This is a genomic window from Chitinophaga filiformis (genome assembly GCF_021646545.1).
Classification (GTDB): Bacteria; Bacteroidota; Bacteroidia; order Chitinophagales; family Chitinophagaceae; genus Chitinophaga; species Chitinophaga filiformis_A.
Genome location: NZ_JAKIRP010000003.1, coordinates 662,793 through 689,328, shown reverse-complemented (window position 1 = coordinate 689,328; position 26,536 = coordinate 662,793). Strand labels below are relative to the sequence as shown.

Annotated in this window: 19 protein-coding genes; 11 read left to right on the top strand and 8 right to left on the bottom strand. The window is 46.3% G+C overall.

The annotated features are described in order from the left end of the window. The first annotated feature begins 29 nt into the window (after positions 1-29). The 3 genes from L3C95_RS12305 to L3C95_RS12295 are packed head-to-tail and all read left to right on the top strand — an operon-like array spanning position 30 to position 5,766. Positions 30-1,358, top strand: coding sequence for a TolC family protein (locus tag L3C95_RS12305; protein WP_236387465.1), 1,329 nt, complete (start codon positions 30-32; stop codon positions 1,356-1,358). 55 nt (positions 1,359-1,413) lie between these two features. Continuing rightward, entirely contained in the window at positions 1,414-2,556 is a 1,143-nt protein-coding gene (locus tag L3C95_RS12300; protein ID WP_236387463.1) for an efflux RND transporter periplasmic adaptor subunit, read from the top strand. 36 nt (positions 2,557-2,592) lie between these two features. Then, complete coding sequence (locus L3C95_RS12295) at positions 2,593-5,766, top strand: efflux RND transporter permease subunit (protein WP_236387461.1); 3,174 nt, start codon at positions 2,593-2,595, stop codon at positions 5,764-5,766. Between the two features lie 77 nt (positions 5,767-5,843). On the opposite strand, the gene L3C95_RS12290 is transcribed toward L3C95_RS12295, so the two are convergent. Together L3C95_RS12290 and L3C95_RS12285 are read right to left on the bottom strand one after the other, a co-directional pair. Next, positions 5,844-6,257 (bottom strand): hypothetical protein, encoded by a 414-nt coding sequence (locus L3C95_RS12290; protein WP_236387459.1) that lies wholly within the window; start codon positions 6,255-6,257, stop codon positions 5,844-5,846. Between the two features lie 201 nt (positions 6,258-6,458). Then, positions 6,459-9,146, bottom strand: a complete 2,688-nt coding sequence (locus L3C95_RS12285) for an AsmA-like C-terminal region-containing protein (protein ID WP_236387457.1) — start codon at positions 9,144-9,146, stop codon at positions 6,459-6,461. Positions 9,147-9,253: 107 nt separating this feature from the next. Here L3C95_RS12285 and L3C95_RS12280 point away from each other — a divergent pair, with 107 nt between their 5' ends. Continuing rightward, entirely contained in the window at positions 9,254-9,844 is a 591-nt protein-coding gene (locus L3C95_RS12280; RefSeq protein ID WP_236387455.1) for a TrmH family RNA methyltransferase, read from the top strand. A 106-nt stretch (positions 9,845-9,950) separates the two neighbouring features. On the opposite strand, the gene L3C95_RS12275 is transcribed toward L3C95_RS12280, so the two are convergent. The 5 genes from L3C95_RS12275 to L3C95_RS12255 all read right to left on the bottom strand — a co-directional run bounded on the left by L3C95_RS12275 (position 9,951) and on the right by L3C95_RS12255 (position 17,190). Then, positions 9,951-11,033, bottom strand: coding sequence for a fatty acid desaturase (locus tag L3C95_RS12275; protein WP_236387453.1), 1,083 nt, complete (start codon positions 11,031-11,033; stop codon positions 9,951-9,953). A 234-nt stretch (positions 11,034-11,267) separates the two neighbouring features. Then, positions 11,268-12,617 carry a Fic family protein gene (locus tag L3C95_RS12270; RefSeq protein ID WP_236387451.1) on the bottom strand — a complete coding sequence of 450 codons (1,350 nt, stop codon included), beginning with the start codon at positions 12,615-12,617 and terminating at the stop codon, positions 11,268-11,270. Between the two features lie 117 nt (positions 12,618-12,734). Then, positions 12,735-13,616, bottom strand: a complete 882-nt coding sequence (locus tag L3C95_RS12265; protein WP_236387449.1) for an NmrA family NAD(P)-binding protein — start codon at positions 13,614-13,616, stop codon at positions 12,735-12,737. Positions 13,617-13,723: 107 nt separating this feature from the next. Continuing rightward, the gene (locus L3C95_RS12260) at positions 13,724-16,132 is read right to left on the bottom strand and encodes a ribonucleoside-diphosphate reductase subunit alpha (RefSeq protein WP_236387446.1); all 2,409 of its coding nucleotides are present in this window, start codon (positions 16,130-16,132) and stop codon (positions 13,724-13,726) included. A gap of 86 nt (positions 16,133-16,218) precedes the next feature. Beyond that, positions 16,219-17,190: a ribonucleoside-diphosphate reductase small subunit gene (locus L3C95_RS12255; RefSeq protein ID WP_236387444.1), complete on the bottom strand. Its 972-nt coding sequence runs from the start codon at positions 17,188-17,190 to the stop codon at positions 16,219-16,221. A gap of 473 nt (positions 17,191-17,663) precedes the next feature. On the opposite strand from L3C95_RS12255, the gene L3C95_RS12250 reads away from it, so the two are divergent. The 5 genes from L3C95_RS12250 (at position 17,664) to L3C95_RS12230 (ending at position 22,444) form a co-directional block, all read left to right on the top strand. After that, positions 17,664-18,296: an ABC transporter ATP-binding protein gene (locus L3C95_RS12250; protein ID WP_236387442.1), complete on the top strand. Its 633-nt coding sequence runs from the start codon at positions 17,664-17,666 to the stop codon at positions 18,294-18,296. A 13-nt stretch (positions 18,297-18,309) separates the two neighbouring features. Then, the gene (locus L3C95_RS12245) at positions 18,310-19,416 is read left to right on the top strand and encodes a hypothetical protein (RefSeq protein WP_236387440.1); all 1,107 of its coding nucleotides are present in this window, start codon (positions 18,310-18,312) and stop codon (positions 19,414-19,416) included. 89 nt (positions 19,417-19,505) lie between these two features. Beyond that, a complete protein-coding gene (locus L3C95_RS12240; RefSeq protein ID WP_236387438.1) occupies positions 19,506-20,378 on the top strand; it encodes a YegJ family protein in 873 nt (290 codons plus the stop codon). Between the two features lie 28 nt (positions 20,379-20,406). Continuing rightward, positions 20,407-21,486 carry a Gfo/Idh/MocA family protein gene (locus L3C95_RS12235; RefSeq protein WP_236387436.1) on the top strand — a complete coding sequence of 360 codons (1,080 nt, stop codon included), beginning with the start codon at positions 20,407-20,409 and terminating at the stop codon, positions 21,484-21,486. A gap of 103 nt (positions 21,487-21,589) precedes the next feature. Next, entirely contained in the window at positions 21,590-22,444 is an 855-nt protein-coding gene (locus L3C95_RS12230) for a hypothetical protein (protein ID WP_236387435.1), read from the top strand. A gap of 148 nt (positions 22,445-22,592) precedes the next feature. On the opposite strand, the gene L3C95_RS12225 is transcribed toward L3C95_RS12230, so the two are convergent. Beyond that, on the bottom strand, positions 22,593-24,146 hold the full coding sequence (locus L3C95_RS12225; protein ID WP_236387432.1) for a hypothetical protein: 1,554 nt from the start codon (positions 24,144-24,146) through the stop codon (positions 22,593-22,595). Positions 24,147-24,363: 217 nt separating this feature from the next. On the opposite strand from L3C95_RS12225, the gene leuC reads away from it, so the two are divergent. Both leuC and L3C95_RS12215 read left to right on the top strand, forming a co-directional pair. Next, positions 24,364-25,761 (top strand): 3-isopropylmalate dehydratase large subunit, encoded by a 1,398-nt coding sequence (gene leuC, locus L3C95_RS12220; protein WP_236387430.1) that lies wholly within the window; start codon positions 24,364-24,366, stop codon positions 25,759-25,761. 11 nt (positions 25,762-25,772) lie between these two features. Next, entirely contained in the window at positions 25,773-26,531 is a 759-nt protein-coding gene (locus L3C95_RS12215) for a methyltransferase domain-containing protein (protein ID WP_236387428.1), read from the top strand. Positions 26,532-26,536 lie beyond the last annotated feature (5 nt).

Here is a 26,536-nt window from a genome sequence, read left to right as displayed (position 1 = left end):
AAAGAAGAATCTGATTGTCAAAACCTTTTATGAAAAGAGTATTTTATCTGACCGCCGTACTAGGTGCCGTGTTATGCAACACAACCACTTATGCGCAAAAGGTCTCCGATTCATTGCTTCCTCAGGCAACCTTGCAGGCTTGCATTCAGTATGCACTCAACCATCAGCCCGTTGTAAAACAGGCCCGACTGGATGAAGACATCACTGAATATACCATTAAAGGTAAGCTCGCCGACTGGTATCCTCAGGTTGGGCTGGACTACAATCTGTACCATTACCTTAAGGTACCGACTTCCTATTTCAACGGTAACTATGCGCAGATTGGCGTAGCCAATACATCTGCTGCATTGTTCCAGTGGAACCAGAACCTGTTTAACCGCGACCTCCTGCTGGCTGGCAGAACCGCCCACGACGTCCGTAAACAGGCTAAACAGAATACAGAAAGCTACCGGATCGACGTGGTGGCCAATGTAACCAAGGCTTATTTTGACCTCCTGCTCACCCAGAAGCAGATCGATGTGCTGAATGAAGATATCGTTCGCCTGGAGCGCAGCCTTAGGGACGCCTATAATCAATACCAGGGTGGACTGGTGGATAAGACCGACTATAAACGGGCTACCATCTCTCTCAACAATACCCGTGCGCAGAAGAAGACAGGAGAGGAGCAGCTGAAAGCCCGCGAAGCTTACCTGCGCCAGCTGATGGGTTACCCTGTCGCAGGCCCGCTCCCGTTGGTCTACGATACTGTCCAGATGGCACAGAGTGTACAGCTGGATACCACCGTGACTGTAGCATACGATAACAGGATAGAGATGCAGTTGCTGCAAACACAAAAGGTATTACAGGAAGCGGAACTAAAGTATAATAAATGGAGTTTCCTGCCTACAGTGTCAGCTTTTGCGAACTATAGCTTCAACTACCTGCACCCGGATTTTCCGAAATTATACAGTAACAACCTCCCCAGTTCCCAGATAGGCCTGAAAGTGTCCCTGCCCATCTTCCAGGGCTCTAAACGTATCTACAATATCCGCCAGTCGGAGTTGCAGATAAAACGGATAGATCTGGACGTGGAAAATCTGCGCAATCAGATCAACACAGAGTATACACAGGCGATGGCTACTTACAAGGGCAATTTTAACCAGTTCATGGTGATGAAGGAGAACGTGGACCTTGCCCGGGAAGTGTATAACCTCATCGAACTACAGTACCGCGAAGGCGTGAAAACCTACCTCGAGGTGATCACCGCTCAAACTGATCTCCGCTCAGCGCAACTCAACTATTTTAATGCAATGTACACTGTACTGTCAAGCAAGGTAGATCTGCAACGGGCACTGGGAACAATATCAACTAACTACTAACAAAGAAACTGGCCGGGCTCACCAGCCTGGTCATTGAAAGGACAAATATTTTCAGATGAAAACAAAGCAACACATTCTCCTCATTGGCGCTACAGGCTTATTTTACCTGGCTTCCTGTAAAGGCCCGGCTCAGAAAGCAGCCATGGTATTGCCTCCTACTCCGGTAAGCGTTGTCCCTGCTACGCTGGGCACCGCTGTTTATTACGATAAATATCCCGCTACCGTAGTGGCACTGAACCAGGTAGAACTGCGTGCACAGGTATCAGGATACATCACCGGCATTTTCTTCAAAGAAGGTGAAGTGGTACAGAAAGGAAAACCGCTCTATGAAATAGACCGCCGTAAGTATGAAGCTTCCTACCGTCAGGCAGAAGCCAGCATTGCTCAGGCAAAAGCTAATCTTACCAAGGCGCAGAAAGATGCAGACCGTTATCATAAACTGGCAGAGCAGGATGCGATTGCCCGTCAGACGCTCGATAACGCTGATGCTGCGCTGGATGTAAGCCGCAGCCAGCTGGCAGCAGCAGAAGCAGCCTTACTGGCAGCACGTACAGATCTCGACTACTCCGTTATAAAAGCGCCTTTCACCGGCCGTATAGGTATTTCACAGGTGAAACTGGGTGCTCAGGTAAGTGCCGGAACCACATTGCTCAATACAATGTCTTCCGAAAACCCTATCGCGGTTGATTTCGTGGTAAATGAAAATGATATCCCACGCTTCTCAGCGCTCCAGGGTAAGGCAGTAAGCGCCGGCGATTCTACTTTCCGCCTGCAGCTGCCTAATGGCAAACCGTACGATGAACCAGGCCGTATCGCTGTCATTGACCGCGGTGTGGATAATTTGACTGCTACCATTAAAGTACGTATCGAATTCAACAACCCTAAGGGCGAACTCAAAGAAGGTATGAGCGGTGTGATGAATGTCCTGAACGATCAGTCAGGAGAGCGTGTGATCATTCCTTATAAATCAGTGATAGAACAAATGGGTGAATTCTTCGTATTCGTTGCAAAAGATACCGTTGCTGAACAGCGTAAAATACACCTGGGTCCACGTATGAGAGACAGGATCGTAGTAATGGACGGCGTACAGCAGGGTGAACTGGTCGTAACCGAAGGTTTGAACCGTTTGCGTGATGGTGGTAAAATCGATACTACAACGGTGAAGAAAGCACCGGACGCAGCTGCCGCTAAGAAATAGATAACAGTTTGAGTTTGAATCAATAGAAGAAGAAACATGATTGCAAATACTTTTATACGCAGACCGGTTACCGCAATAGTTATATCTGTTGTGCTGATACTGGTAGGGTTGCTGGCCATGACCAACCTGCCGATCGGTCAGTACCCTGAAATTTCTCCTCCCACTGTACAGGTAACCGGTACCTATATTGGCGCCGATGCCCAGACCGTTGAACAGACAACGGCCACTCCCGTGGAGGTACAGGTGAATGGTACCCCTGGCATGACCTATATGACCAGTAACAGTACCAACAGTGGGGCCATGAGCTTGACTGTTAACTTTGAGGTAGGTACAGATATCAATATCGCGGCGCTGGATGTACAGAACCGTGTAGGTATCGCACAGCCAACCCTGCCTCAGGAAGTACAGCGTCTCGGTTTGACAGTAAGAAAGCGTAACCCCAGCATCCTCATGCTGGTGGCTTTATACTCTCCTAACGGAACACACGACGTTACATTCCTCGACAACTACACCAACGTATTCATCAAAGATGCGTTACTGCGTGCGAAAGGTGTGGGTGATATCTTCACCCGTGCTGATGATTTCAGTATGCGTATATGGCTGAAACCCGACAAGCTGGCCCAGATGGGGGTAACAGCAGAGGAAGTGAGAGCGGCCATTACCGAGCAGAACGCGCAGATATCTGCTGGTACAGTAGGTGCTCCTCCGCAGAAAACCGGGCAAACATATGAGTACACCATTTTCGTAAAAGGCCGTCTCGTTACTGCCGAAGAATTTGGGAACATCATTATCAAAACCCGTCCTGAAGATGGCGCTGTTGTATACCTGAAAGATGTAGCCCGCGTACAGCTGGGTAAGTTCAGCTATAGCAACAACTCATATGTAGATGGTAGGAGAGCGTCTTACCTGCTGGTATACCAGGCGCCAGGTAGTAACGCGATCGAAACTGCAGAAGCTGTGTATGAAACCATGGCACAGCTGAAAAAGACCTTCCCTAAAGATGTGGACTACGTGGTACCATTCGAATCAGTTTCCGTGATCGAGGTATCTATACACGAGGTGGTAGAAACTTTGCTGGAAGCACTTGCCCTGGTGGTAGTGGTGGTATTCCTCTTTCTGCAAAGCTGGAGGGCGACCATTATTCCGGTACTGGCTATCCCGGTATCCATCATCGCAACGTTTATCTTCTTCATACCACTCGGATTTACCATCAACACCCTGACCCTGTTCGGTTTCGTACTGGCCATCGGTATAGTGGTGGATGACGCCATTGTGGTGGTGGAGGCGGTCCAGCATAATATGGACCACGAGCAGATGACACCTAAAGAAGCGACCTATGCAGCGATGCAGGAGATCTCCGGACCCGTAATCGCCATCGCGTTGATCCTGGCGGCGGTATTCGTACCGGTAGGGTTTATACCAGGTATCGTAGGACGTCTGTATCAGCAGTTTGCGATCACTATCGCGATCTCTGTACTGATCTCTGCTTTCGTGGCATTGTCCCTCACGCCGGCCTTATGTACGCTCATCCTGCGACCAATGCACCTGGATAAGAATTCCAAGGGGTTGAACAGATTCTTCTTTAAGTTCAATACCTGGTTTGGTCATGTAACCAGCCGTTATTCACTGGGTGTGAAGAAAAGTATCCGCGGAGCGCGTTATGTGATTATACTGCTGATCTGTATTGTGGTAGGAACTGTGATGTTATTCAGAGGCAAGCCAACGGGCTTCATTCCTACAGAAGATGACGGTCGTGTATACATCACTTTTGACCTGCCTGAGTCAGCTTCTACAGAACGTACCATCTCAGTAATGACAGAGATGATGCATACACTGGATAGTGTAAAAGCGATCGGTCACTACGCTGCCCTCGGTGGTCTGAACGTAGTAAGCTTCGCCACAAAATCAAACAGTGGTACCATCTTCTGTCAGCTGAAACCATGGGATGAACGTAAGGACAAATCACAGCAGATATTTGCGCTCGTAGCACAGCTACAGGCCAAACTGTCAAGGTTTAAAGAAGCCAACGTAGTGGTAATTCCTCCTCCGGCTATCCCGGGTCTGGGTTCTACAGCAGGTTTCTCCTTCATCCTTCAGCAGAAAGCCGGCGGTGGCGACATCAAAGAGTTTGAAGGCGTATTACAGAAATTCACAATGGCCATCAACCAGCGTCCTGAAATAGCAAGGGCATTCTCCTTCTTCACAGCGCGTACGCCTGGTTACCAGCTGGAAATAGACCGTGAGAAAGCCAAGAAAATGGGTGTGCAGATATCTTCTATCGCCACTGCGTTACAGACCTATCTGGGTAGTGCCTATGTGAATGACTTCACGGTATACGGACGTAACTTCCGTGTGGTAACACAGGCTGACTCCACTTATCGTGGCGATATCAAGGACCTGTCCCAGTATTTTGTACGCAACTCTTCCGGTACGATGGTGCCGCTGAGTGCTCTGACCTCTTATAAAGTGACAGAAAGCGCTCCGGTAATTTCCCACTATAACCTGTTCCGCTCCGCGGAAATAAACGGTAGCCCTGCTCCCGGTTACAGTAGTGGTGACGCCATCAAGGCGCTGCAGGAAGTGGCCGCACAGGTATTGCCTGAAGGTTATGGATATGAGTTCTCCGGTTTGAGCCGTGAGGAGATCCTGTCAGGTTCGAAGACGGTTTACATCTTCGCCTTGTCTATCGTATTCGTATTCCTCTTCCTGGCAGCTCTTTACGAAAGCTGGTCAGTGCCTTTCTCGGTACTGCTGGCAGTACCTATCGGGGCCTTTGGTGCGATCGCAACCCTGACCTTCCTGCCTAATATCACCAACAACGTATATGCACAGATCGGTCTGATCACGCTGATCGGTTTGTCGGCAAAGAATGCGATCCTGATCGTGGAATTTGCGAAAGAACGTGTGGACAGAGGTATGGAACTGGTAACGGCGACAGTAGAAGCGGCCAAGCTGCGTTTACGTCCTATTATCATGACGTCCCTGGCGTTCCTGTTAGGTATCATGCCATTGGTAATAGCCAGTGGAGCAGGCGCGGAATCGCGTAAAACAATGGGTTGGACAGTGTTGGGTGGTATGTTTACTGCTACCTTCCTGGCGATCTTTATTGTGCCGGTACTATTCGTAACAATTACCCGCCTGGCTTACGGTAAAGAAAAGCTGAAAGCTATGCAGGAAAATCATAAAGCGATGCAGCAGCACGAATTATAAACGGGAAACTATTGCATAGAAAAGAAAAGGCGTCCGCATTTGCGGACGCCTTTATTATTTAGTGTTGTTGTGGGCTTTCATCTGATGGTCATGGCAAAGAAGATCACTGAGGCGAGAATGGATGCTGCAATCATTGCCAGCAGGGCAATGAGCAATATCTTCCAGCCTATATGTACCCTCATCTGGTGAGGAGGGGGTGCAACATTTTCAACATGAATGTCTTTTCTTTTTGCGTACCAGGTCGAAGTAGCAACCGCTGTTCCGGCTTCCAGAGCAACCTGTTGCATAATCGCTGTTTTCAGGTGAACAGGAGGCTGCGCCGCTTCCCTGAAAGCCAGGCGTTCAAGCTTGCGTTCCACTTCATCCTTTTCGGTCTGTACTTCCGGAAAAATATCGAGATAGAACTTATATTCGGATTCTTCTTCCGGTGTAGCGAATCCGAGAAGTACTTTTTCAAGATTTCCATCTGATATATAACGCTCGTAGTCCATAGTCGTTATGAGGGTATTTTCTCAAGTTAACACATCCTTATTGAGGGTCGAGAAATATGCTTATTTATCCGTTCTGCGAATTTGGTGAAAAACTCAGAGAAAAAGTTGTCCAAACTAGCGAAATGGTTAACAGTAATAAAAAATATAAAAACCGGTCTGAAGGGATGTTTTCAGACCGGTTTTTCTTTGACTGATAATGTTTTAGTTAGTTTTTTTCTTGTTGAACAGATTACCGATCGTACTCTTTACAGCCTGTCCTGCCTGTTTGCCGGCATCCTGTAAAGGTGCTGATTTAGTACCGGTACTGGCAGTATCTTTCTTGCCGGTCAGCTGCTTGGTGATTTCATTCTTCACACCTGCAATAGCATTGTTCTTTACAGATGTGAGGCTGTCTTTCAGGGCTGTTTTTACTGTATCCACCTTATTCTTTACAAGTGTGGAAGCCTGGTCTTTCAGGTTGTTCAGCGTACCTGAAGCAGTTTCCTGCAGGTCGGTTTTGTAAGTTGGCTTCATAACATTACCACCCAGCAATACATTCAGGTGAACGCTATCGCTGATATTAACAGGAATACCTTTGCTGCTTGCCTTTGATGCCAGGCCGGTGATCAGGGCATCACCCTGTTTGCCGATCACGCTGCGGGGAAGCGTCATCTGCAGGGTATAGTCCAGTGACTGGTCAAAGCCATGGGAACCACCTACGAGCATGCTGATATTGCTGAAGTTCACTTTGAACGGATTAACCTTCACACGGCCATTCTCAAAAGCGAAATAGGTTTTGATATCTTTCAGTGAAAGGTTTTTCAGCTGGCTCACATTCAGTGTATTGGCCAGTTGTTCTACCGGCGCAAATTTCTGTAGCGCACCTTCCAGTACCAGCAGGTTACCATCACCAGTAAGGCTGCTTAACAGTGGCATCATATCCTGTCCCAGTTTACCGGAAAGTTCCAGCTGGGAATTGATCTTACCATTCAGGAATTTAGCTGCTGGCATGAGCGCCTGTACGGTATTGAAAGCATTGAAAGCCTGTTGTACGTCCACGTTCTGCACGTTGTAGGACATGTTGATGTCCGGATTGGTTTTACTGTTTTTCGTGCTGTAGCTACCATTTACTTCCATAGCACCCTGTAAGGCGTTTGCCTTGATCTGCTGCATGGATACTGTTTCATCTTTCAGTAACAGGTTACCGGACAGGTTCGACATATCCAGTTTATCGTAGTGTACTTTATCTACCTGTGCCTGTAATGCGAAGTTCAGGTTAGCCGGAACAGCGAAAGGAGCGCTGGCAGTATCAGCAGGTGTTGCTGCCGCAGTTGTTTCAGTCGTGCCCATCCATTTGTCCAGGTTCACTTCATCTGCTTTAACGGCCAGTTTACCATCCAACGGCTGATTTTTCAGCACATAGGCCAGCATATTATTCACTTCACCGTTCGCCTGGAAATTGGTTCCCAGGTATTGTCCGTCGAACTTAGACACCGTCACGTTCTTTGGATTGAACTGCATAGAAAGGGTGTTCACCTTTACGCCATCAGGATAATCTTTGCTACGGTACAGGAGATTGCTCACCAGGATGTTACCCGCTGCATAGAATTTATCATAAGCCTGTTTTTCGATAGCGCTCATATTTCCTTTTGCGCTTAGATCTGCATCCACAAGACCACTCAGGGCTGTACCATCTTCCAGTTTCACAAACTGAGATACTTTGGAAAGGTCCAGTTTACCTTTTGCAGCACCATCCACATACATGTCAGAGATAGGCGTTTTTACCAGCAGGCGCATGTCCAGCGGTGTATTATCCATTTCCACGTGTGCGGCAGGCATGTCCACCACAGTATGATCGGGAACACCATCAGGATTTTTCACATGGAGTTGTACCTGGATATTCTTCACTGGTTTAGGCAGATCAGGATATTGGAAGAAACCATTCTTCACGTCCAGGTTCAGGCCAAAGGCAGGCATCTGGGTGGCGCTGTAGGTGCCTTTTACGTAACCGTCAAAAGCAGCGGTACCCTCGGTTCTGATCTTGTCGAAGTCCTGCATGAAAATAGCCGGTACAAGAGAGAGGATGTCTTTGAATTTGGTAGACGGCGCCTTCATGGAGAGGTCCATGCCGTAGGTGCTGTCGTTCACCATTTTAAAGAAGCCCTGGAAAGCCAGTTCCAGGTTATTCAGCGTGGCCTTTCCTTTCTGGAAGGTGTAAGTGCTGGTTTTGTTGTCCACCTGTATATCAGCGTCCATAGTTGTTTTTGTACGCAGCAGGTAGGGGATGAGTCCATAGCGGAAGGTGATGCCTTCAGCCTGGGTATTGGTCTGCAGGGTGAAAAGGTCTTGTGTGAAGTCTCCTTTTCCCTGATGATCAAGTCCTTCTATGAGTAATGCCATATCACCTTCCTGGTCGTCATAACGAATGGTGGCATCTTCGATACTATATTTCTGGAGGTCCAGGGCAAATTTGGACGACGCGGTATCTGCCGGAGTTGCCTGTGCGGTATCAGGCTTCATGATATCCCAGTTTACCAGTCCCTGTTTATTGATAATTGCGTGTACTCTTGGTTCCTGGACGCTTACGTTGTAAATATCCATTTTATCCCCTTTAATAACGCTCATGAGGTTCAGCGCCAGGTCGATCTTCTTTACTGCAAACAGTGTATCGCCGGCAAAGGGAGCGCGGTTCACAACGCTCAGGTCTTCCAGTGCTACGGCCAGTCTGGGGAAATGTCTTATCAGACTGATATCCACGTCTTTAAAGTCAACGTCTGCAACAAGTTGCTTGTTTAGCTCCGTCTTAACGAGAGACATGATCTTACCTTTGAAGAAGTATGGGATTGCAATTGCTGCTATAACCAATACCAGCAAGAAGATTCCTACGATTTTGAGGATTTTTTTGAACATGTTTTAGATAAATGTTTTTTACTATGTATGAAGGTAGCAAGGAAAACCCGTATTCGGAAGTTTGATTTAGGTTAAATTTGCCCCCTGAAAATAATATATTCTTGATTATGACGCCGGAACGTAGGGAAAGGTTACTATCCGTATTAAATAAAAGACAGGCAGGGTTGACCGTAGTACTGGAAAATGTACAGGATCCGCACAATATTTCAGCTGTAATGCGTACCTGCGACGCCGTAGGTATCCAGGAGATCTATGTCCTGAACAACAAAATTCCCCGGCATAAGAAATGGGGCGCCAAGAGTTCTTCCAGCGCGGCCAAATGGCTGACTATCCATCAGTTCTCCGATACGGCGGAGTGTGTGGCAGCACTCAGACAAAAATATGATAAGATCTTTACGACCCATCTTGCTGCGGATGCTGTCAGCCTGTACGAAATTGATTTCACTGGTTCTGTAGCGTTGGTGTTTGGAAATGAGCATGAGGGCGTGAGCGATGAGATCCGTGCACTGGCAGATGGTAATTTCATTATTCCACAGGTAGGGATTATCAAGTCGTTGAATATATCTGTAGCGTGTGCGGTTAGCATTTATGAGGCTTTGAGGCAAAGGACAATTGCAGGGTGTTATGAAAAGAGGAACCTGCCGGATGGACAGTTTGAGGAGTTGCTGGAGAAGTGGGGGTTTGAGGAAGAGGAGTAAACGTCGATACTATCAAAGCATATCAGGGTGTCAAAAGTAATGGAGACAAAAAATAGCCCGTATCAAAACTTTTGATACGGGCTATTTCTTTGAATATCGATATACCTTATCTGGCAGCTGTTTCGGGTTGCGCAATAGCCTGCTTCGCCCGTTTTACTTCTTCGAGATAAGGGTTCCTGTAAGTTTCTATAAACTGTTTCTTGGCATCGCGGCAAGAACTCACACCACCGATAAATTTCAGTGTTCTGATGTAATACCAGGCTAAGTCAATCTGCCCTGGTAAAAAGCCTGACCTTGCACTTGCAGGATAAAGGTGATGGTTATTATGCCATTCTCCGGCAACGATTCCTGGCCACCACTGGTTGATGGACCTATCTTTTGTGTTAAAGTCAAACCCTGCCACCTGTTTGTCTTCCCCTTTGGCATGTCCTTCGTAATTGAAAGTTCTTACACCAACGCCCCATACACAGGCGCCGGCCAGTAAGGCTGCTACCAGGTAAAATCCGCCAATGACATAAAACACAGCGATCCAGAACGCCCAATTTGCAAATGTAGTAATGATCGTCCTTAAGGGGTGTGCTACAGATCCCCATTTAAGATAGCTGGCATAGCTATTGGCTTTTACACCTGTATGGCTTAACATGGCTGCCACTTTATTATAATCTTCTTCACTTAGGTTTTTAGCTATGGGCTGATGGTTGGCATCTGCCAGGAAGCAGTATAAAAAGCCACCCTCTGCATTATAAGGATCACCTGGTTCGTCTGACAATGCATGATGTACATGATGTGATACAACATATACTTCTTCTGCCAGCATTTTAATAACGAGATTAGCTGTAAAAAAGCGCCAGAATTTATTGCTGAACTGGTACGCCTGGTGAGTGCCATAGCGGTGGTACCAGATGGTGCCGTGTGTACCAATGAAGATCATCCCATACACAAAAGCAGCCAGTAAATACCAGAAGTTAAAATCCTGTACCTGCATTACAGTAAAAATGATCACGAAAGGAGCAAGGAGCAGGATACAGAACCAGGAGAAAAACGGCAGCCAGTTTTTACGTGATGCCGTAATATTAGTTCTGCGGAAAAATTCAGTAAGCAATTGTTTAACAGTTGGCTTTACAAGTAAACCATTGCTGTCTTTCCAGCCATAGCTGGGAGCCGCTAATACGTTCTCAATAAATGACATATTTCTTCAGATAAACAGTTGTAAATAAATTTCATAGGACCCACCAAAGGAAAAAAGGAGATGAATGCGAGAGCTATAAAGGAAAGAAGAATAGTTATACTACAGCGTAAAAAAATAATTCAAATGCAAGATGCTCTAATCATCGATCTGAGCTCAATATACGGTATATATTGGGAATCTATCTGTTAAAGTTATCAAAAATGAGTAATGGAACTGCCAAGGCCGGTAGGGATATTAAATCTTAACGCCGCTCTTTTCCTGCATTTCTTCAAATACCTGTTGGATGCAAACCTTTACAATTGTATCCATTTCATCTCTTGTTAAAACTTCCGGATATTTTTTAGTGATGAGTATCTGGCTCTTGTAACTAACAATGTATTCATATTGATCAAATTGCACATTGATCAAAGACTCTACGGAAAATGATGTATCCCCGTTTCTCTTGAAGTCAATAAGTGAATATTGCAGAGAAAGACTATGAATTACGTCTTTGTCGTGGTTAGCCTCAAATTCAAGTATAAAGGCAGGGAACCCTGATACGGAATTATACGTAGTCTCGTTGAAAAGCTTTCTGTTGATGATAGGCGTTTCCTGTGTTTTCCAGAAGAGATCAGTAAACTGCTCATGCTGATATTTGAATAGCAGAAATAGTTGCCCTATTGAATTCGCATATAGCTGATTGATATCAATATTATCACGATTGGCAGATTCAGTTTTTTTATTTTTCAAATGCTTTCTCCAGATATCAATTTGCTTTTGCAAATCATCATTTTCTAATATTGATTGTCCTTTTGCTGCATCAATACTTAAATTAAGACTCCAGATTAATTGCTCAGAAATATATTCTATAAGAGCTCCAGGATCCCCTGCATCCGCCTTGCTCAGGGTCCGTAAATACGCTTTTTTATCAACAGACTTAATCACCACAGGTGGCAGATGATGCTTAAACAAAACATAATTCATCAACAGCCGGGACAACCTTCCATTACCATCATCAAAAGGATGAATGCGCACAAAATTATAATGCAACATCGCCGCTAATACCACCGGATGCATCTCATTCTTTTCCTCCTCTTCCCGCAGCCACATCATTAATTCCCCCATCCTTATTGGCGTCTCTTCAGGAGAAGCATAGTGGAATATCTCTCCGTTGGGTAAGCGTACAGAATTGGGGTATTCTTTATAATTACCTACTTTGATTTCGCGGCGCGTATATTGCCCGTCTGGCGTGATTGCCTCTTTCCAGAACGGACGTACTAATAACAGAGAGTGCAGATTTTTAATGACAGTCTCATTAAGTGGTCTTTCGTGATCAGCAGCTAATTCTTTTATGAGCTCATAAGCAACATCGTGGCCTTTCATTTCCTCATATTCTCTTAACTCATGATTGCCGGTCGTTCTGTCGAATATCAGTAATAATTCGGTTTCACCATATGTAAGCGTATTACCTTCCAGATGATTGGAATTATAGTTGAATTCCAACCTGAACTTTTTGTCAAGCCTTTGCTGGTATTCTGTTTTCATGGGAAGGAGCTGTCGCAATTGTTCTGTAAGCAGCATTACTTTTTCAACACTGGATGCCATCTGCAGTAATTTGTTTAAAATTACTCAATTGAGATAATGCAGAAAAATCCATTCTACTCATTGCATTGAGTAGTCATTCATTCTGTTCACTGTTACTATCCCGCAAGAGAACATTTTTCACATCTTCGAAATAAACGCTGCTGCATCCGTCCACGCAATATCCGGATACCGATGATTATCCAGCGGCGCAAGTTGTACGCTGAACATACTCTGTATATACTGGCTTTGCTGCCAGTGGGGATACAGTTCATTTTCACCTTCCGGATGCGCTGCCCGTTCCTGTTGATTGTATGCTGCCAGTTCAGCCAGACTGCCCATTTTAACCAGCTTAAATTCCCTTTCCTTCACAGTACCGGCAGTAGCGGCTAATTCCTTCGGACTGACCTGAAAACCAGCAATACGCAATATTCTTGGTGCAGCGGTATCCAATGCTACAGCAGCGGTGTAAGCGGCAGCATTATCCATAGTAGTAAAGTCAAGCCGCCAGTCAGGATCTTCCCAGTAACCGACAGTATTATTTTGCAGATCGAGCAGGGGAGTGTGGTTGCACAATAGTTCTGCAAAAGCGCCGGTGAGAATGGATGTCGCAGCAATGGGCGCTCTGTCCAGCCGCTCGTGGAATTCACGCCTCAGATCAAAATTGCGGTTCTCACCACGGGGTTGTTTGGTGAAGTCTGCGGCAAAATCGGATGGAATAAAACGCGGAACGCCGGCATTAACGGCAGCAGCAAGCAGAATGGTCTGCACATCTACGATAACATCATGCAGTCCCTGCAAGGCGGAAATCACACAATCCACTCCCTTACAGGCCAGGGTCATTTCATGGATATTGGTCATATCCGTCTGGATGATGCCGATATCATGATGCTTAAGTGCAGCTATTTTCTTCAATGCTGTATTGGGTCTGATAAGAACGCGTATATCGGTACCTCTTGTGAGCAGTTCACGGATGATCCTGCTACCGAGATTACCTGTTGCGCCTGCTACCAAGATCTTCATATGATCGCCTTTTTGAAGTATACAGCATTATTGATGCCTGTTTTATGGCAACAAAAAAGCCGTCCACAAAAGTGAACGGCTCTTCTTATAATGAATCTGTTATTTCATCATGCACTGCAGGTTACACAACCTTCTTCCATGGTACATACTGCACCTTCCACAAATTCAACTTCATCGAGTTTGGAATCAACAGCTGCTTTAGCACCTTTCGCTTCAGCCTTCTTTTCCACCATTGGTTCCATCTGCTGACCACCCTGTTTTTCAACGGTGAACTGTACCGCCTGTGCAGCAGCCTGTGTACGCAGGTAGTACATACCTGTTTTCAGACCCTTCTTCCATGCGTAGAAGTGCATAGATGTCAGTTTAGCTGCAGAAGGAGTGTCAACGAACAGGTTCAGTGACTGAGACTGGCAGATGAATGCACCACGGTCTGCCGCCATATCGATGATAGTACGTTGTTTGATCTCCCATACTGTTTTGTACAGCTCTTTGATCTGAGTTGGGATTTCAGGAATATGCTGAATAGATCCGTTGGAAGTAATGATCTTGTTCTTCATATCATTATCCCAGAGTCCCAGTTCTACCAGGTCTTTCAGCAGGTGTTTATTTACTACTACGAACTCACCGCTCAGTACGCGACGGGTGTAGATGTTTGAAGTGTAAGGCTCGAAACATTCGTTGTTACCCAGGATCTGTGAAGTAGATGCTGTAGGCATTGGCGCCAGCAACAGGGAGTTGCGGATACCATGTTTCTTAATCTCAGCTTTCAGCGCTGTCCAGTCCCAACGTGGAGATGGTGTTACACCCCACATATCGAATTGCAGGATACCTTTGGATGCAGGTGAACCTTCGTAAGTTTCATATGCGCCGTCTTTTATAGCCAGGTCTTTGGATGCAGTTAATGCAGCAAAGTAGATGGTTTCAAAGATCTCGCTGTTCAGCTTTTTAGCTTCTTCACTTTCGAACGGATAACGCATCAGGATGAAGGCATCAGCCAGCCCCTGTACACCCAGACCGATAGGACGGTGACGCAGGTTACTGTTACGCGCTTCGTCAACAGGATAGAAGTTGTTATCGATGATGCGGTTCAGGTTCAAGGCAGCCTGATAAGTTACTTCATATAATTTCTCATGATCGAATTTACCATCTATCACGAAGCGTGGCAGTGCCAGTGAAGCCAGGTTACATACTGCAACTTCATTTGCATCGGTATATTCAATGATCTCTGTACACAGGTTGGAACTCTTGATAGTACCCAGGTTCTGTTGATTGGATTTGCGGTTGGCAGAATCTTTATACAACAGGTATGGAGTACCGGTTTCGATCTGTGCATCGAGTATAGCAAACCACAGGTCCTGTGCTTTTACTGTTTTACGTGCGCGTTTTTCCTGCTCATACTTTGTGTAGAGTTTTTCGAACTCTTCACCCCAGCACTCATGCAGTCCTGGTGCTTCATGAGGACAGAACAGGCTCCAGTCGCCATTTTCTTCTACACGTTTCATGAACAGGTCAGGCATCCACAGTGCGTAGAAGAGGTCTCTTGCACGCATCTCTTCCTTACCATGGTTTTTACGCAGGTCGAGGAATTCGAAGATGTCAGCATGCCATGGTTCCAGGTAGATAGCGAAAGCTCCTTTACGTTTACCACCGCCCTGGTCTACATAACGTGCGGTATCGTTGAATACGCGCAGCATTGGGATGATACCGTTGGAAGTACCGTTGGTACCACTGATGTAAGAACCTGTAGCACGGATATTATGAATGCTCAGACCAATACCACCAGCGCTCTGGGAGATCTTCGCAGTTTGTTTCAATGTATCGTAGATACCCTCGATACTGTCATCCTGCATGGTGAGCAGGAAGCAGCTGGACATCTGTGGTTTAGGTGTACCAGCGTTGAAGAGGGTAGGAGTAGCGTGTGTGAACCAGCGCTCACTCATCAGGTTATATGTCTTGATAGCAGAGTCGATATCGTTTTTGTGGATACCAACAGCCACACGCATGAACATGTGCTGCGGACGTTCTGCTACTTTACCATCCACTTTCAGCAGATAAGAGCGTTCCAGTGTTTTGAAGCCGAAATAATCGAAAGCAAAATCACGATCGTAGATAATGCTGGAATCCAGGATCTCAGCATTCTTTTTAATGATCTCATATACATCATCAGCAATCAGTGGAGCAGGTTTGCCTACTTTAGGATCGATGTATTCATACAGCGTCTTCATTGTTTTAGAGAATGATTTCACTGTATTTTTATGGAGATTGCTCACCGCAATACGCGATGCAAGCAAGGCATAGTCAGGATGTTTTGTAGTAAGCGACGCTGCAGTTTCTGCGGCAAGATTATCCAGCTCACTGGTAGTTACCCCATCATATAAACCCTGTATCACTTTCTTAGCTACATCTATGGCGTCTACGTATTCCGCATTCAGTCCGTAGCAGAGCTTCTCGACACGAGCAGTAATCTTGTCAAACTTAACAGCTTCTTTGTGGCCGTCGCGCTTAATTACAAACATGGGCAGGTGAATTTAAGAGGTTGAGTAATTTATGAATTATGGTTAGTTGGCAAATTGTGCAATAGACTGCAATTATTATGCCTTTATTAGAAATCTTCGTCCAGGCTGAAGGTCTGTGTATCCTTACCAGACATCACACCTGCTTTCTGATAATCGCCCACTCTCTTTTCGAAGAAGTTGGTCTTACCCTGCAGGGAGATCATTTCCATAAAGTCAAACGGATTTGCCGTATTATATATTTTAGCATAACCCAGTTCACTTAACCAGCGGTCAGCAACAAACTCGATGTATTCAGACATCAGTTTACTGTTCATGCCGATCAGTGCTACCGGTAATGCTTCTGTAATAAATTCTTTTTCGATGGAAACTGCATCACGGATGATGGTGTGTACCTGCTCCTGCGACAGTTTGTTTTCCAGCATGCTATACAGCAGGCAGGCAAACTCACAGTGCAATCCTTCATCACGGCTGATCAGCTCATTGGAGAAGGTCAGTCCCGGCATTAATCCTCTTTTCTTCAGCCAGAAGATAGAGCAGAAACTACCACTGAAGAAGATACCTTCCACAGCTGCGAAAGCCACCAGTCGCTCAGCGAAGTTGCCATTCTCGATCCAGCGCAATGCCCATTCTGCTTTTCTCTTTACAGCAGGTACTGTTTCGATAGCATGGAACAGACGATCCTTTTCTGCCGGATCCTTTACATAAGTATCTATTAATAATGCATACGTTTCCGAGTGGATGTTTTCCATCATGATCTGGAAACCATAGAAGCAACGGGCCTCAGGTAACTGTACCTCACTCATGAAGTTGACAGCAAGGTTCTCATTCACAATCCCATCACTTGCTGCAAAAAAAGCTAATACGTGTGTAATGAAATGACGTTCTCCATCATTGAGGTTGTTCCAGTCCTTCATATCTGCACTCAGGTCAATCTCCTCTGCTGTCCAGAAACTAGCCTCATGTTGTTTGTACTTCTCCCATACCTTCGGATAGTTGATAGGCAGCAATACAAATCTGTCTTTGTTTTCCTTTAAAAGCAGTTCATTCTCTAAATTCATCACTCAGTAAATTTTATATGGTTAACGTATACAGACAGAAAGGACATGACGGAGGTATTATTCTCACGTTATAAAACATTGAACCCTTTCTTGATACCCTTTGATACGTGAATGTTCCGACCGGATTTCATGTGCCTGCTGGTAAAAATTCCTGCCTGGCTGCCGGGGTGTTCGCAATAAATCCCTGGAGACTTAACAATCGCGTCGTGAACTGATACAAATGTACACATGAATGAAAACCCACCCTTTTTTAGTTTTTAACAGCCTGTGGAAAAACAGCTGATGAATTCCGAAGACATACTATGATAGCGCGCTCAGGCGAAACCGGAATATTAATAAATACTTAATCCCCAGGTTTCATGCACAAACTCATGTGAGTAGCAGGATCCGGCAGAAAGTTTTGTTAAAACATATATGTAAATTGACTTTCAGCCATTTATTGCACATATTTACAAATAAATCATATTTCTCTGATGGCATCTCATGTATTAAGCCTGCGCCATATTGTAAAATCTTATCATGAAGTAGTGGTGCTGGATATTCCCGGTCTTGAGCTGGACTATGGCGTGTACTGGCTGTTAGGAGGCAATGGAGCCGGTAAAACCACCTCCATGAAGGTCATGGCCGGCCTGATTCCGTTCCAGGGCGATATACTGCTCGAGAATAACATCAGCTGTAATAAACAACCTGTACAATACCGCCGCCTGGTGAATTACGCAGAAGCCGAACCCCTTTATCCGGGTTTTGTGACCGGTAGTGACCTGGTATCCCTGTATGTGAAAACCAAAGGAAAAGGGTATAAGGATATACAGGAAGTGATTGATCTCTTGGGAGTTGCGTCCTTCATCCACCAACCAGTAAGCAGTTATTCCAGCGGTATGCTGAAAAAGGTGTCTTTGTTGCTGGCTTTTACCGGTCAGCCGAAGGTCATCCTCCTGGATGAACCCCTGATTACACTTGATACACAATCAGTTCCACTGTTATACACAATGGTGGATGAATTTCACCGCCAATATGGCGTCACGTTTTGCATCACTTCCCATCAGCCGGTAACCGCCGGATCGATCCACCTGAAAGTGGAAGGCAAAAATATTGTGAAGGTCTAATTATTTATCCCCAATGGCTTTATCCAAGATATTCACAATACGCTATTATGCAAATAACACAGGATTTTTCCTGGTGATATTCTATTTCTTTTTTGGCATCGTTCCCGGTGGACAACTGCTATCTTACCACCATACGCTCATAAAAGGCTTTACCGGTAATATGGACTTCCTGGCCCTCGTATGCCTGGCCTGGTTGCTGTATAACCTGAAATGTATGGCGTTTGTCGTTAATGTATTATCCACAAAAGAACATACCTTCCTTTACGGCACCCTGGGCGTACTGGAAGGCGCTACCAAATGGCGTACCTGGTTATGGCTGCACCTAACCCTCTATGCGCCCGTACTGGTATATAGCTGTATTGCTGCGGCAATAGCCATACAGTTACATTTTTATGCCTCCGCTGCCATTATAGGCCTGTTTAATATTATCATGATCCTTGCGCCGCTCTGGATCTATGATCACAAAATGAAACATCCCGGTACAGTATCTTTTCTGGCCAGGTGGCAGCAATGGCTGAACAGGACCATCAGAAAGCCTGTCTGGTCATTGTATGGCTATGAGTTGCTCAACAACAATATAAAGTCGCTGGCAATCGCCAAAGTAGCATCAGGCGCCGTGGTCATTGCCACCGTTTCGCTGATGGGTAATGAGTATGACGAACGTTTCCTCCTGGTGGGTTTTCTCGTATGTACCCTTGCCCAGGTGATACTGATATACAATCACAGGCGCTTTGATGATCTTTATCTGTCCCTGCTGCCACAGTTGCCGGTACCAGTGTGGAAAAGATACCTGCAAACGGGTTTACTGTATCTGATGTTGTTATTGCCGGAAAGTATCCTGCTGGCCTATAAAGTAGGGCAACAGGCGGCGCCAGTGCACATCATGATGCTGGTGACTACAGGCGTATCTGTTTTAATGCTGTTACGAAGCATTTTATATTTTCCACGTATGGACCAGGACAAGTATTTCCGCTGGGTGTTGATCGTTATCGTAGGTCTGCTTTTCCTGGGACTGGCCCGTTTGTATTGGTATGGAATTATCCTGCTCCAGGTGCCTGCCTTTACTATTTTTTACAATAGGTATTACCGTTATGAGGCTCCGCTGGAAAAGGTGGATTAGCCCCCTACTTTCAAAGTGGAAATATGGGTATATTCGTCCGGAGATCGTAAACGGGGGCACAGAACACAAACATATTTTAACCATTGACTATGGGTTTTTTATCAAAAATCTTTGGTAGACGCAACAATGCCGGCGCTGAAGATCAATTACCGGTTGTGCACATAGCTGATGATGACGAACGTATGAACTGGGCTATTGAAAAAGCCAATGCTACCTTACATTATTTTCAAACCTGTCTGCAGCAGCCGGATCCGGAGCAGCAATACTTTTCTGTAAAGGTGCTGATCGACGATGGTGTGAACCGTGAACATCTCTGGCTGATCTCTCCCAGTTTTGATGAAGAGGGCAATCTGTATGGAATAGTCGGTAACAAGCCGGTTTATGTCAATTCCGTTACGGTCGATCAGAAGATTGGTATAGATCCCCGTTTTATCTCCGACTGGATGATCATCGAAGAAGGACGGCTGATAGGAGGGTATACCATCCGCGCTATCCGCGATGGCCGGCCAGTACATGAACGGGCTGAATTTGACCGGCAGGTAGGCTTATATATCGATGAGGGAATTGATTACTTTGTACACGATTTTTCCACGCCTGAAGGCGCCATTCTATGCCTCGAAGACGCCTACGATGAACAGGATATAGAAAAGGCCCTTGCCTGCAAGAACTTTATAGAGGAAGCCAGATTGCTGTTGCTGAAAATGAATGACAGATTCAGTGGTAAGGAAGTATTAGAGACTACGGCCGACATCTTACGTACATCATTCATCAAAAGCCTTAAAAAAGATGGCTTTCCGGTTTTTAAAGACCTGCGCCGTGCTTACCCTTATCGTAGGAAGATTACAGACAACCTTTACCTGATCACAGAAATATGCGTTTTTCCTGACGGAAGAAAAAGCAAACAGGAGATCTACACCTTTAAAGGCGAAGACGGTTGGAGAGTACTAAACATAGTAGAATAACAATACACAGGTCCAAACAATCCATGTCATGATGAAGAAGATCTTAAGTCAGAGCTTTTTGCTTTTATTCGCCGCTTTTACAGCAGCTGCACAGCAACCATTGAATGTAGGCGTAGTCGGTCTGTCGCACGATCACGTACACCTGCTGATGCATCAATGGAAAAAAGGTCAGGTAACCATCGCCGGCATTGCCGAAGCAGATGCACAACTGGTAGCCCGTTACAAAAAAAGTTATCAGCTGCCTGATTCCCTTTTCTATCCCGATCTGAATACGCTGCTGGCGCACAAACATCCGGATGCGGTACTCGGTTATAATCCGGTGTCAGAACATATTAATATCGTAGAAGCCTGCGCTCCCAAGGGCATTCCGGTGATGGTGGAAAAGCCACTGGCTACCACCGTAGCCCAGGCGGAAAGAATGGCGACACTGGCAAGGAAACATCATATTCCGCTGCTGACCAACTTTGAAACTACCTGGTATAATACCAACCAGTACGTGTATGACATGGTGAAAAAACAGGATGCCATCGGCCCTGTGCGTAAAATGGTGGTGCATGACGGTCATGAAGGTCCGCGGGAGATAGGTTGCAGTGAAGACTTTCTGCGCTGGCTCACCGACCCTGTAAAGAACGGGGGAGGAGCGCTGATGGACTTCGGATGTTATGGCGCTAACCTGATGACCTGGCTGATGGATGGCAAAGCACCGATCGCAGTTACAGCAGTTGCCCGCCACATTAAGCCGTCCGTTTACCCCAAAGTGGAAGATGACGCAACTATCCTGCTGGAATATCCGGAAGCAACCGGTATCATAGAGGCGTCCTGGAACTGGCCGTTCAGCATCAAAGATTGGGAGGTTTTCGGTAAATCAGGTTATCTGCATGCATTGAATCCCAGCGATCTGCAACAGCGTAAGAAGAGTGAATATCAGCCGGTTAAGGTGCCGGAAGCAGCCTATACGGACAATATTACGTATCTTGCAGCTGTGCTGAATGGTACCCTGAAGCCCGGCAACGATCTGTCTTCCCTGGAAAACAACCTGATCGTGGTGCGCATCCTGGAAGCCGCCCGTACATCTGTGAAGGAGGGAAAACGTATTGTTCTTAAGTAAAGAAGGTTTCGCGAACTAATACATAAACAGCCACACCGTTGTCATAAGCAACCGTGTGGCTGTTTGATCATATTACTATCCATAACACTATTAATAAACACCTATGTCTAACACATCACAGCAAGCCCGGTCCGCCAAAGATCGCGCCTGGATCATTACCCTGACCATCCTTTTCGGCGTAATGGCCCTTCTCCTTTTTTATACCATTATCTGCATCTGGCCCTCTGGTTATGTGAGCAGTAAAGACCCCTTCAAATTGTTCGGAAGTGTCTATACCATTACGGCTGAACACCGTTTCCTCTTGCTGATGGTACTGGGTGGAGCACTGGGTGCCAATATCCACCTCATTATATCATTCACCGCTTTTGTGGGTAACCGCACCTTTGTCACCACCTGGATACCCTGGTACCTGTTAAGGCCATTGATCGGCGCCGGTATGGCGATGTTTTTCTATATGTTGCTGAGAGGAGGTATCCTGACCTATAGTCCGCCGGTAGCTCCGGAACTGCCTGAAAATAACCAGGTAACAGAAGCCGTTTCCACTCCAGCCGTTACAGAAGGAGAGGTGAATGCCAGTGCCGTACCGGAAGAATCTACCGTACACAGTGGAATTACGCAGGATTCCGCAGTTGTGGATTCCGCCGCCGCAGCTAACGATTCTACCGCTGCAATACCTGCTGCCGAAAAGCACGAGGCTACAGAACAACGTGACAGTGTGCCGCTGAACCCTTACGGTATGATGGCAATCGCCTGCCTGGTAGGCCTGTTCTCGAAAGAGGCATCTGAAAAACTGGAAGAAGTGTTTAAAACGCTGTTCAACGTGAAAGAGAAAGTGCAGTATAAAGACCCGCTGCCGGCAGATGGGAATAGCAATGGTAACGAGAACACCAGTAATCAGACAGATGTTGCTGATGCAGGGCTGGCTGATTCGAAGACAGAACCGACGCAGGAGATATAGTACTTATGCTATCCATCATACTTCGTTTAAACAAGGTCTAAACAATGCTTCTCCTATGCTCATCTTACGTTCATCTTACGTCTTTGAACGTAAGATGAACGTAAGATGAGCATAGGAGAAGCATTGTTTAGACGACAGCTGAACGAAGTTATATCCTCTTCTCTTTCCGCACAAATTTCCGGTGAATGATCTCCTGCACCGGTATTCCCTCTATCTTACTTTCCAGCCAGGAAATGATATCCAGATACAGGAAGGATCGCCTCTCATAAGGATTTTGTGACAATTGCACCAGCCTTTCTTTCAGGTCAGCAAAGGCGCTGCGCAGGGCTTTGGGATGCGCATAGATATTTCGCCGTAAGAATTTCAGGATCTCCTCCATCATCTGGCCAAGGTCTTTGTTCTTGGCAATGAAGTGGTAAACTGATTTGATCAGGTATTCCACCAGGCTGTAGTTTTCCAGCTCATAATGGGCTATAAGGTGGAGAATGCGTGCAAAACATTGAATATCAGCGCGCAGATTGCCTATCCGCAGGTGAATTATCTTGTTCAGATAATCGATCGCCTTGTTATTGTCTCCGCTGCCGAAATACAGACACGCTATCTTGTAGTAGAAGAGGAGCACCCTGTGCTGGTCTACCTTCAGCTGATGCTCGGCTATCTCCGTTTCCAGCTGTGGCACGAGGGATAATCCCTCACTGAAAGTCCCTTCGAGGAAGTAATGGTTAATGCGTGCCGTATATACGTACACAAAAGCCGAGGTCTTGGTATTCTCGTTGAAGCTCTCCTGGTTTTCGGCGATGAAGGTTTCAAGCTGGTCCAGGTCGCGCATGAACTTTTCATGGTTCATGGTATAGAAATGGGCGGTCAGCAGGTTGTGCATAGCCTTGATATACAGTTCCACATCGGTCCGCTGCAGGGAAGGGTATTCCTTGAACAGGTCCACCCATTTCTGGGTATAGCGGTAGAACATGACAAAGTCCTGGAGGATGTAGTAATACCAGCTATAGGCCTGGTAGAGGTGGATCTTCTCATAGAAACTCATATCCGTACCACAGTTGGCCGGCAATTCCTGTTCGAAGAACATCTTTACCATGTCGGCGTCTTTTTTGTCCCTGGCGTGACCCAGTTTCAGGTACAGGCCGTACATGCGGAGGGACAGGGTGGAAAGCCGGCTGATATTGCTGAGCCGGTGCTCTATCTGGCGCGATTCTGCGCTCAGTTCATCAGCCCGGTTCTCCAGGCTGCGGGTAATGTGCCGGCTCTCGATCTGTTTCTCAAATTCTATAATTTCATAGCTTAGCATGACCTCTTCCTGCTCAATTGCCATCGCTTTTGCCCGGGAAAGGATCTTAAGGCTCTGGTTATAAAGCCCTTTACTGTACAAGACCCGGGCATAGTCCAGCTGCTCCCGCAGGTCTATCAGTGGATCTTTCTGCTTGTACAACAGGCGGAGGCTGGTAAGCAGCTGTTTATAAAGATGGGCCTTAACATTGCTGAGCTGCTGTTTTTTGATTGCGGGTATCTTCTTGAGAATCAGCTCCTCATCATACTCCTTTAACTTGTCCAGGGTATTGAAAAGTTGAATGAAGAGAACGTCCTCCTTAGTGTTATTTTTATTAAAAGCAAGTTGAAAATTGCGCTTTTCAGCTTTTGTGAGTGTTTTAATTAATATAAAGAGGGCGTCGTGCTGGTTGTTGGACATCGTTAATAATGTGTTATAATTCACTGACAATCAAAATAATAATCGATGTCAGGCGTAGTTATATATCGTAATTAAGTCAAATTTAGCTATGTGGTAATTAACATTGACTATTAGCTTTGAAGGTACAAACAAACTAGGAAGCATAAAATTATCAATTTCGCCGGTGTCAGTGTCTTGAAGATCTTAACACAAGGCGTTTCAAAATGTAAAATTACGGATGGGAAAAACATTATTTGACAAGATCTGGGACAGCCACGTGGTGGTTAGCAAGCCCGGCTTTCCGGATGCAGTATACATCAACACGCATTTTATTCACGAAGTGACCAGTCCGCAGGCTTTTGACGGACTGCGCAAAAGGGGGATACCGGTTTTCCGTACTGCTAAAACCAGGGCTACGGCAGACCATAATGTGCCTACCATCGATCAGCACCTGCCTATTAAAGAGGCCCTGAGCCGCAAACAGGTAGAAATGCTGACCACCAATACTAAAGAATTTGGAGTGGAACTGTACGGCCTGGGGCACCCTTACCAGGGTATCGTACACGTGATCGGGCCGGAACTGGGTATTACCCTGCCGGGAATGACCATCGTGTGTGGCGACAGCCATACCAGTACACACGGCGCTTTTGGCGCAATTGCCTTCGGTATCGGTACATCCGAGGTAGAACAGGTGCTGGCTACCCAGTGTATCCTGCAATACCGTCCGAAACGCATGAAGATCGAGGTGAACGGTAAACTGAAGAAAGGTGTGGTGTCCAAGGATATCATCCTGTACATCATCTCTAAAATATCCGCTTCCGGTGCTACCGGCTACTTTGTGGAATATGCCGGTGAGGCTATCCGCAGCCTGAGCATGGAAGCCCGTATGACGATCTGTAACATGAGCATCGAAATGGGTGCCCGTGGTGGTCTGATCGCTCCTGACGAAACTACTTTCGAATATATCAAAGGCCGTGAGTTTGCCCCTAAAGGTGCAGACTGGGATAAGGCGCTGGCTTACTGGAAAACACTGTACACAGATGCAGATGCTACCTTCGACGAAGTGCTGACCTTTGACGCGGCTGATATCGAACCAATGATCACCTACGGTACCAACCCTGGTATGGGTATAGGTGTAACCCAGCACATTCCTACACTGGAAAGCCTGGAAGAAAAGGAAAAACCATCCTTCAAAAAGTCCCTCGACTATATGGGCCTCGAACCAGGCAGCGAACTGCTGGGTAAAAAGGTGGATTATGTGTTTATCGGTAGCTGTACCAACTCCCGCATTGAAGACCTCCGTATGGTGGCCGACTTTGTGAAAGGAAAGAAAAAGGCGGAAGACGTGGTGGTATGGATCGTGCCGGGTTCCAAACAGGTGGAAGCACAGGCGAAGAAAGAAGGTATCGATAAAATATTTGAAGAAGCCGGCTTCAACTTACGTCAACCAGGCTGCTCTGCCTGCCTGGGTATGAACGAAGATAAGGTGCCTGCAGGTATGTATTGTATCTCTACTTCCAACCGTAACTTTGAAGGCCGTCAGGGACCTAATGCCCGCACCTTCCTGGCAAGCCCGCTGTCAGCAGCAGCAGCAGCCATTACCGGTAAAGTAACAGATGTAAGAGAACTGGTATAATCAACTGAAAAATGTCCTGGAACGCAGAATTATATAAGGAAAAGCACGCTTTTGTATTCGAACATGGCAATAACCTGATCGAATGGCTGCAGCCAAAGGAAGGGGAGACTATCCTCGACCTGGGTTGTGGTACCGGCGAGCTGACTTCCCAGATAGCAGCTTCCGGCGCAAAGGTAACGGGAATGGACGCCTCGGCATCTATGATCGCCAGTGCGCAGGAGCATTACCCGGATATTACTTTCAAAGTGGGAGATGCTACTAACTTCTCCCTGCCTGAAACCTTCGATGCAGTTTTTACAAACGCTACCCTGCACTGGATACGCCAGCAGGAAAAAGCGCTGGACCGCATCTGGCAGCACCTGAAGCCGGGAGGGCGACTGGTACTGGAAATGGGTGGTAAAGGCAATGTGGACGATATTACCGGAGCACTGGAGAAAGCCTTGCACAACAGGGGGTACAGCTACAAGCCGCTTTGGTATTTTCCTTCCGTGGGAGAGTATACGTCCCTGCTGGAAGAATATGGATTCCGCGTGAACCAGGTACTTTTCTTTGACCGTGAAACTGAACTGGCAGACCCAGATAACGCTATCGTGGAATGGCTGCAGATGTTTGGTGCACACTTCCTTGAACAGGTACCCGAAAAGGATAGGTTGCCTGTCCTGCAGGATGCACAGGAAGCCTTGCGCGCTACCAATTTCCGCAACGGTAAATGGTATGCGATGTACAGACGCTTACGTGTAAAAGCAGAAAAAATTAATTCGGATCTTTAACTTGT

Excerpts from the sequence above, each read along its gene's own strand:
- L3C95_RS12305 (WP_236387465.1), top strand. The coding sequence starts at position 30 with ATGAAAAGAGTATTTTATCTGACCGCCGTACTAGGTGCCGTGTTATGC.
- L3C95_RS12300 (WP_236387463.1), top strand. The coding sequence starts at position 1,414 with ATGAAAACAAAGCAACACATTCTCCTCATTGGCGCTACAGGCTTATTT.
- L3C95_RS12295 (WP_236387461.1), top strand. The coding sequence starts at position 2,593 with ATGATTGCAAATACTTTTATACGCAGACCGGTTACCGCAATAGTTATA.
- L3C95_RS12290 (WP_236387459.1), bottom strand. The coding sequence starts at position 6,257 with ATGGACTACGAGCGTTATATATCAGATGGAAATCTTGAAAAAGTACTT.
- L3C95_RS12285 (WP_236387457.1), bottom strand. The coding sequence starts at position 9,146 with ATGTTCAAAAAAATCCTCAAAATCGTAGGAATCTTCTTGCTGGTATTG.
- L3C95_RS12280 (WP_236387455.1), top strand. The coding sequence starts at position 9,254 with ATGACGCCGGAACGTAGGGAAAGGTTACTATCCGTATTAAATAAAAGA.
- L3C95_RS12275 (WP_236387453.1), bottom strand. The coding sequence starts at position 11,033 with ATGTCATTTATTGAGAACGTATTAGCGGCTCCCAGCTATGGCTGGAAA.
- L3C95_RS12270 (WP_236387451.1), bottom strand. The coding sequence starts at position 12,617 with ATGGCATCCAGTGTTGAAAAAGTAATGCTGCTTACAGAACAATTGCGA.
- L3C95_RS12265 (WP_236387449.1), bottom strand. The coding sequence starts at position 13,616 with ATGAAGATCTTGGTAGCAGGCGCAACAGGTAATCTCGGTAGCAGGATC.
- L3C95_RS12260 (WP_236387446.1), bottom strand. The coding sequence starts at position 16,132 with ATGTTTGTAATTAAGCGCGACGGCCACAAAGAAGCTGTTAAGTTTGAC.
- L3C95_RS12255 (WP_236387444.1), bottom strand. The coding sequence starts at position 17,190 with ATGAATTTAGAGAATGAACTGCTTTTAAAGGAAAACAAAGACAGATTT.
- L3C95_RS12250 (WP_236387442.1), top strand. The coding sequence starts at position 17,664 with ATGGCATCTCATGTATTAAGCCTGCGCCATATTGTAAAATCTTATCAT.
- L3C95_RS12245 (WP_236387440.1), top strand. The coding sequence starts at position 18,310 with ATGGCTTTATCCAAGATATTCACAATACGCTATTATGCAAATAACACA.
- L3C95_RS12240 (WP_236387438.1), top strand. The coding sequence starts at position 19,506 with ATGGGTTTTTTATCAAAAATCTTTGGTAGACGCAACAATGCCGGCGCT.
- L3C95_RS12235 (WP_236387436.1), top strand. The coding sequence starts at position 20,407 with ATGATGAAGAAGATCTTAAGTCAGAGCTTTTTGCTTTTATTCGCCGCT.
- L3C95_RS12230 (WP_236387435.1), top strand. The coding sequence starts at position 21,590 with ATGTCTAACACATCACAGCAAGCCCGGTCCGCCAAAGATCGCGCCTGG.
- L3C95_RS12225 (WP_236387432.1), bottom strand. The coding sequence starts at position 24,146 with ATGTCCAACAACCAGCACGACGCCCTCTTTATATTAATTAAAACACTC.
- leuC (WP_236387430.1), top strand. The coding sequence starts at position 24,364 with ATGGGAAAAACATTATTTGACAAGATCTGGGACAGCCACGTGGTGGTT.
- L3C95_RS12215 (WP_236387428.1), top strand. The coding sequence starts at position 25,773 with ATGTCCTGGAACGCAGAATTATATAAGGAAAAGCACGCTTTTGTATTC.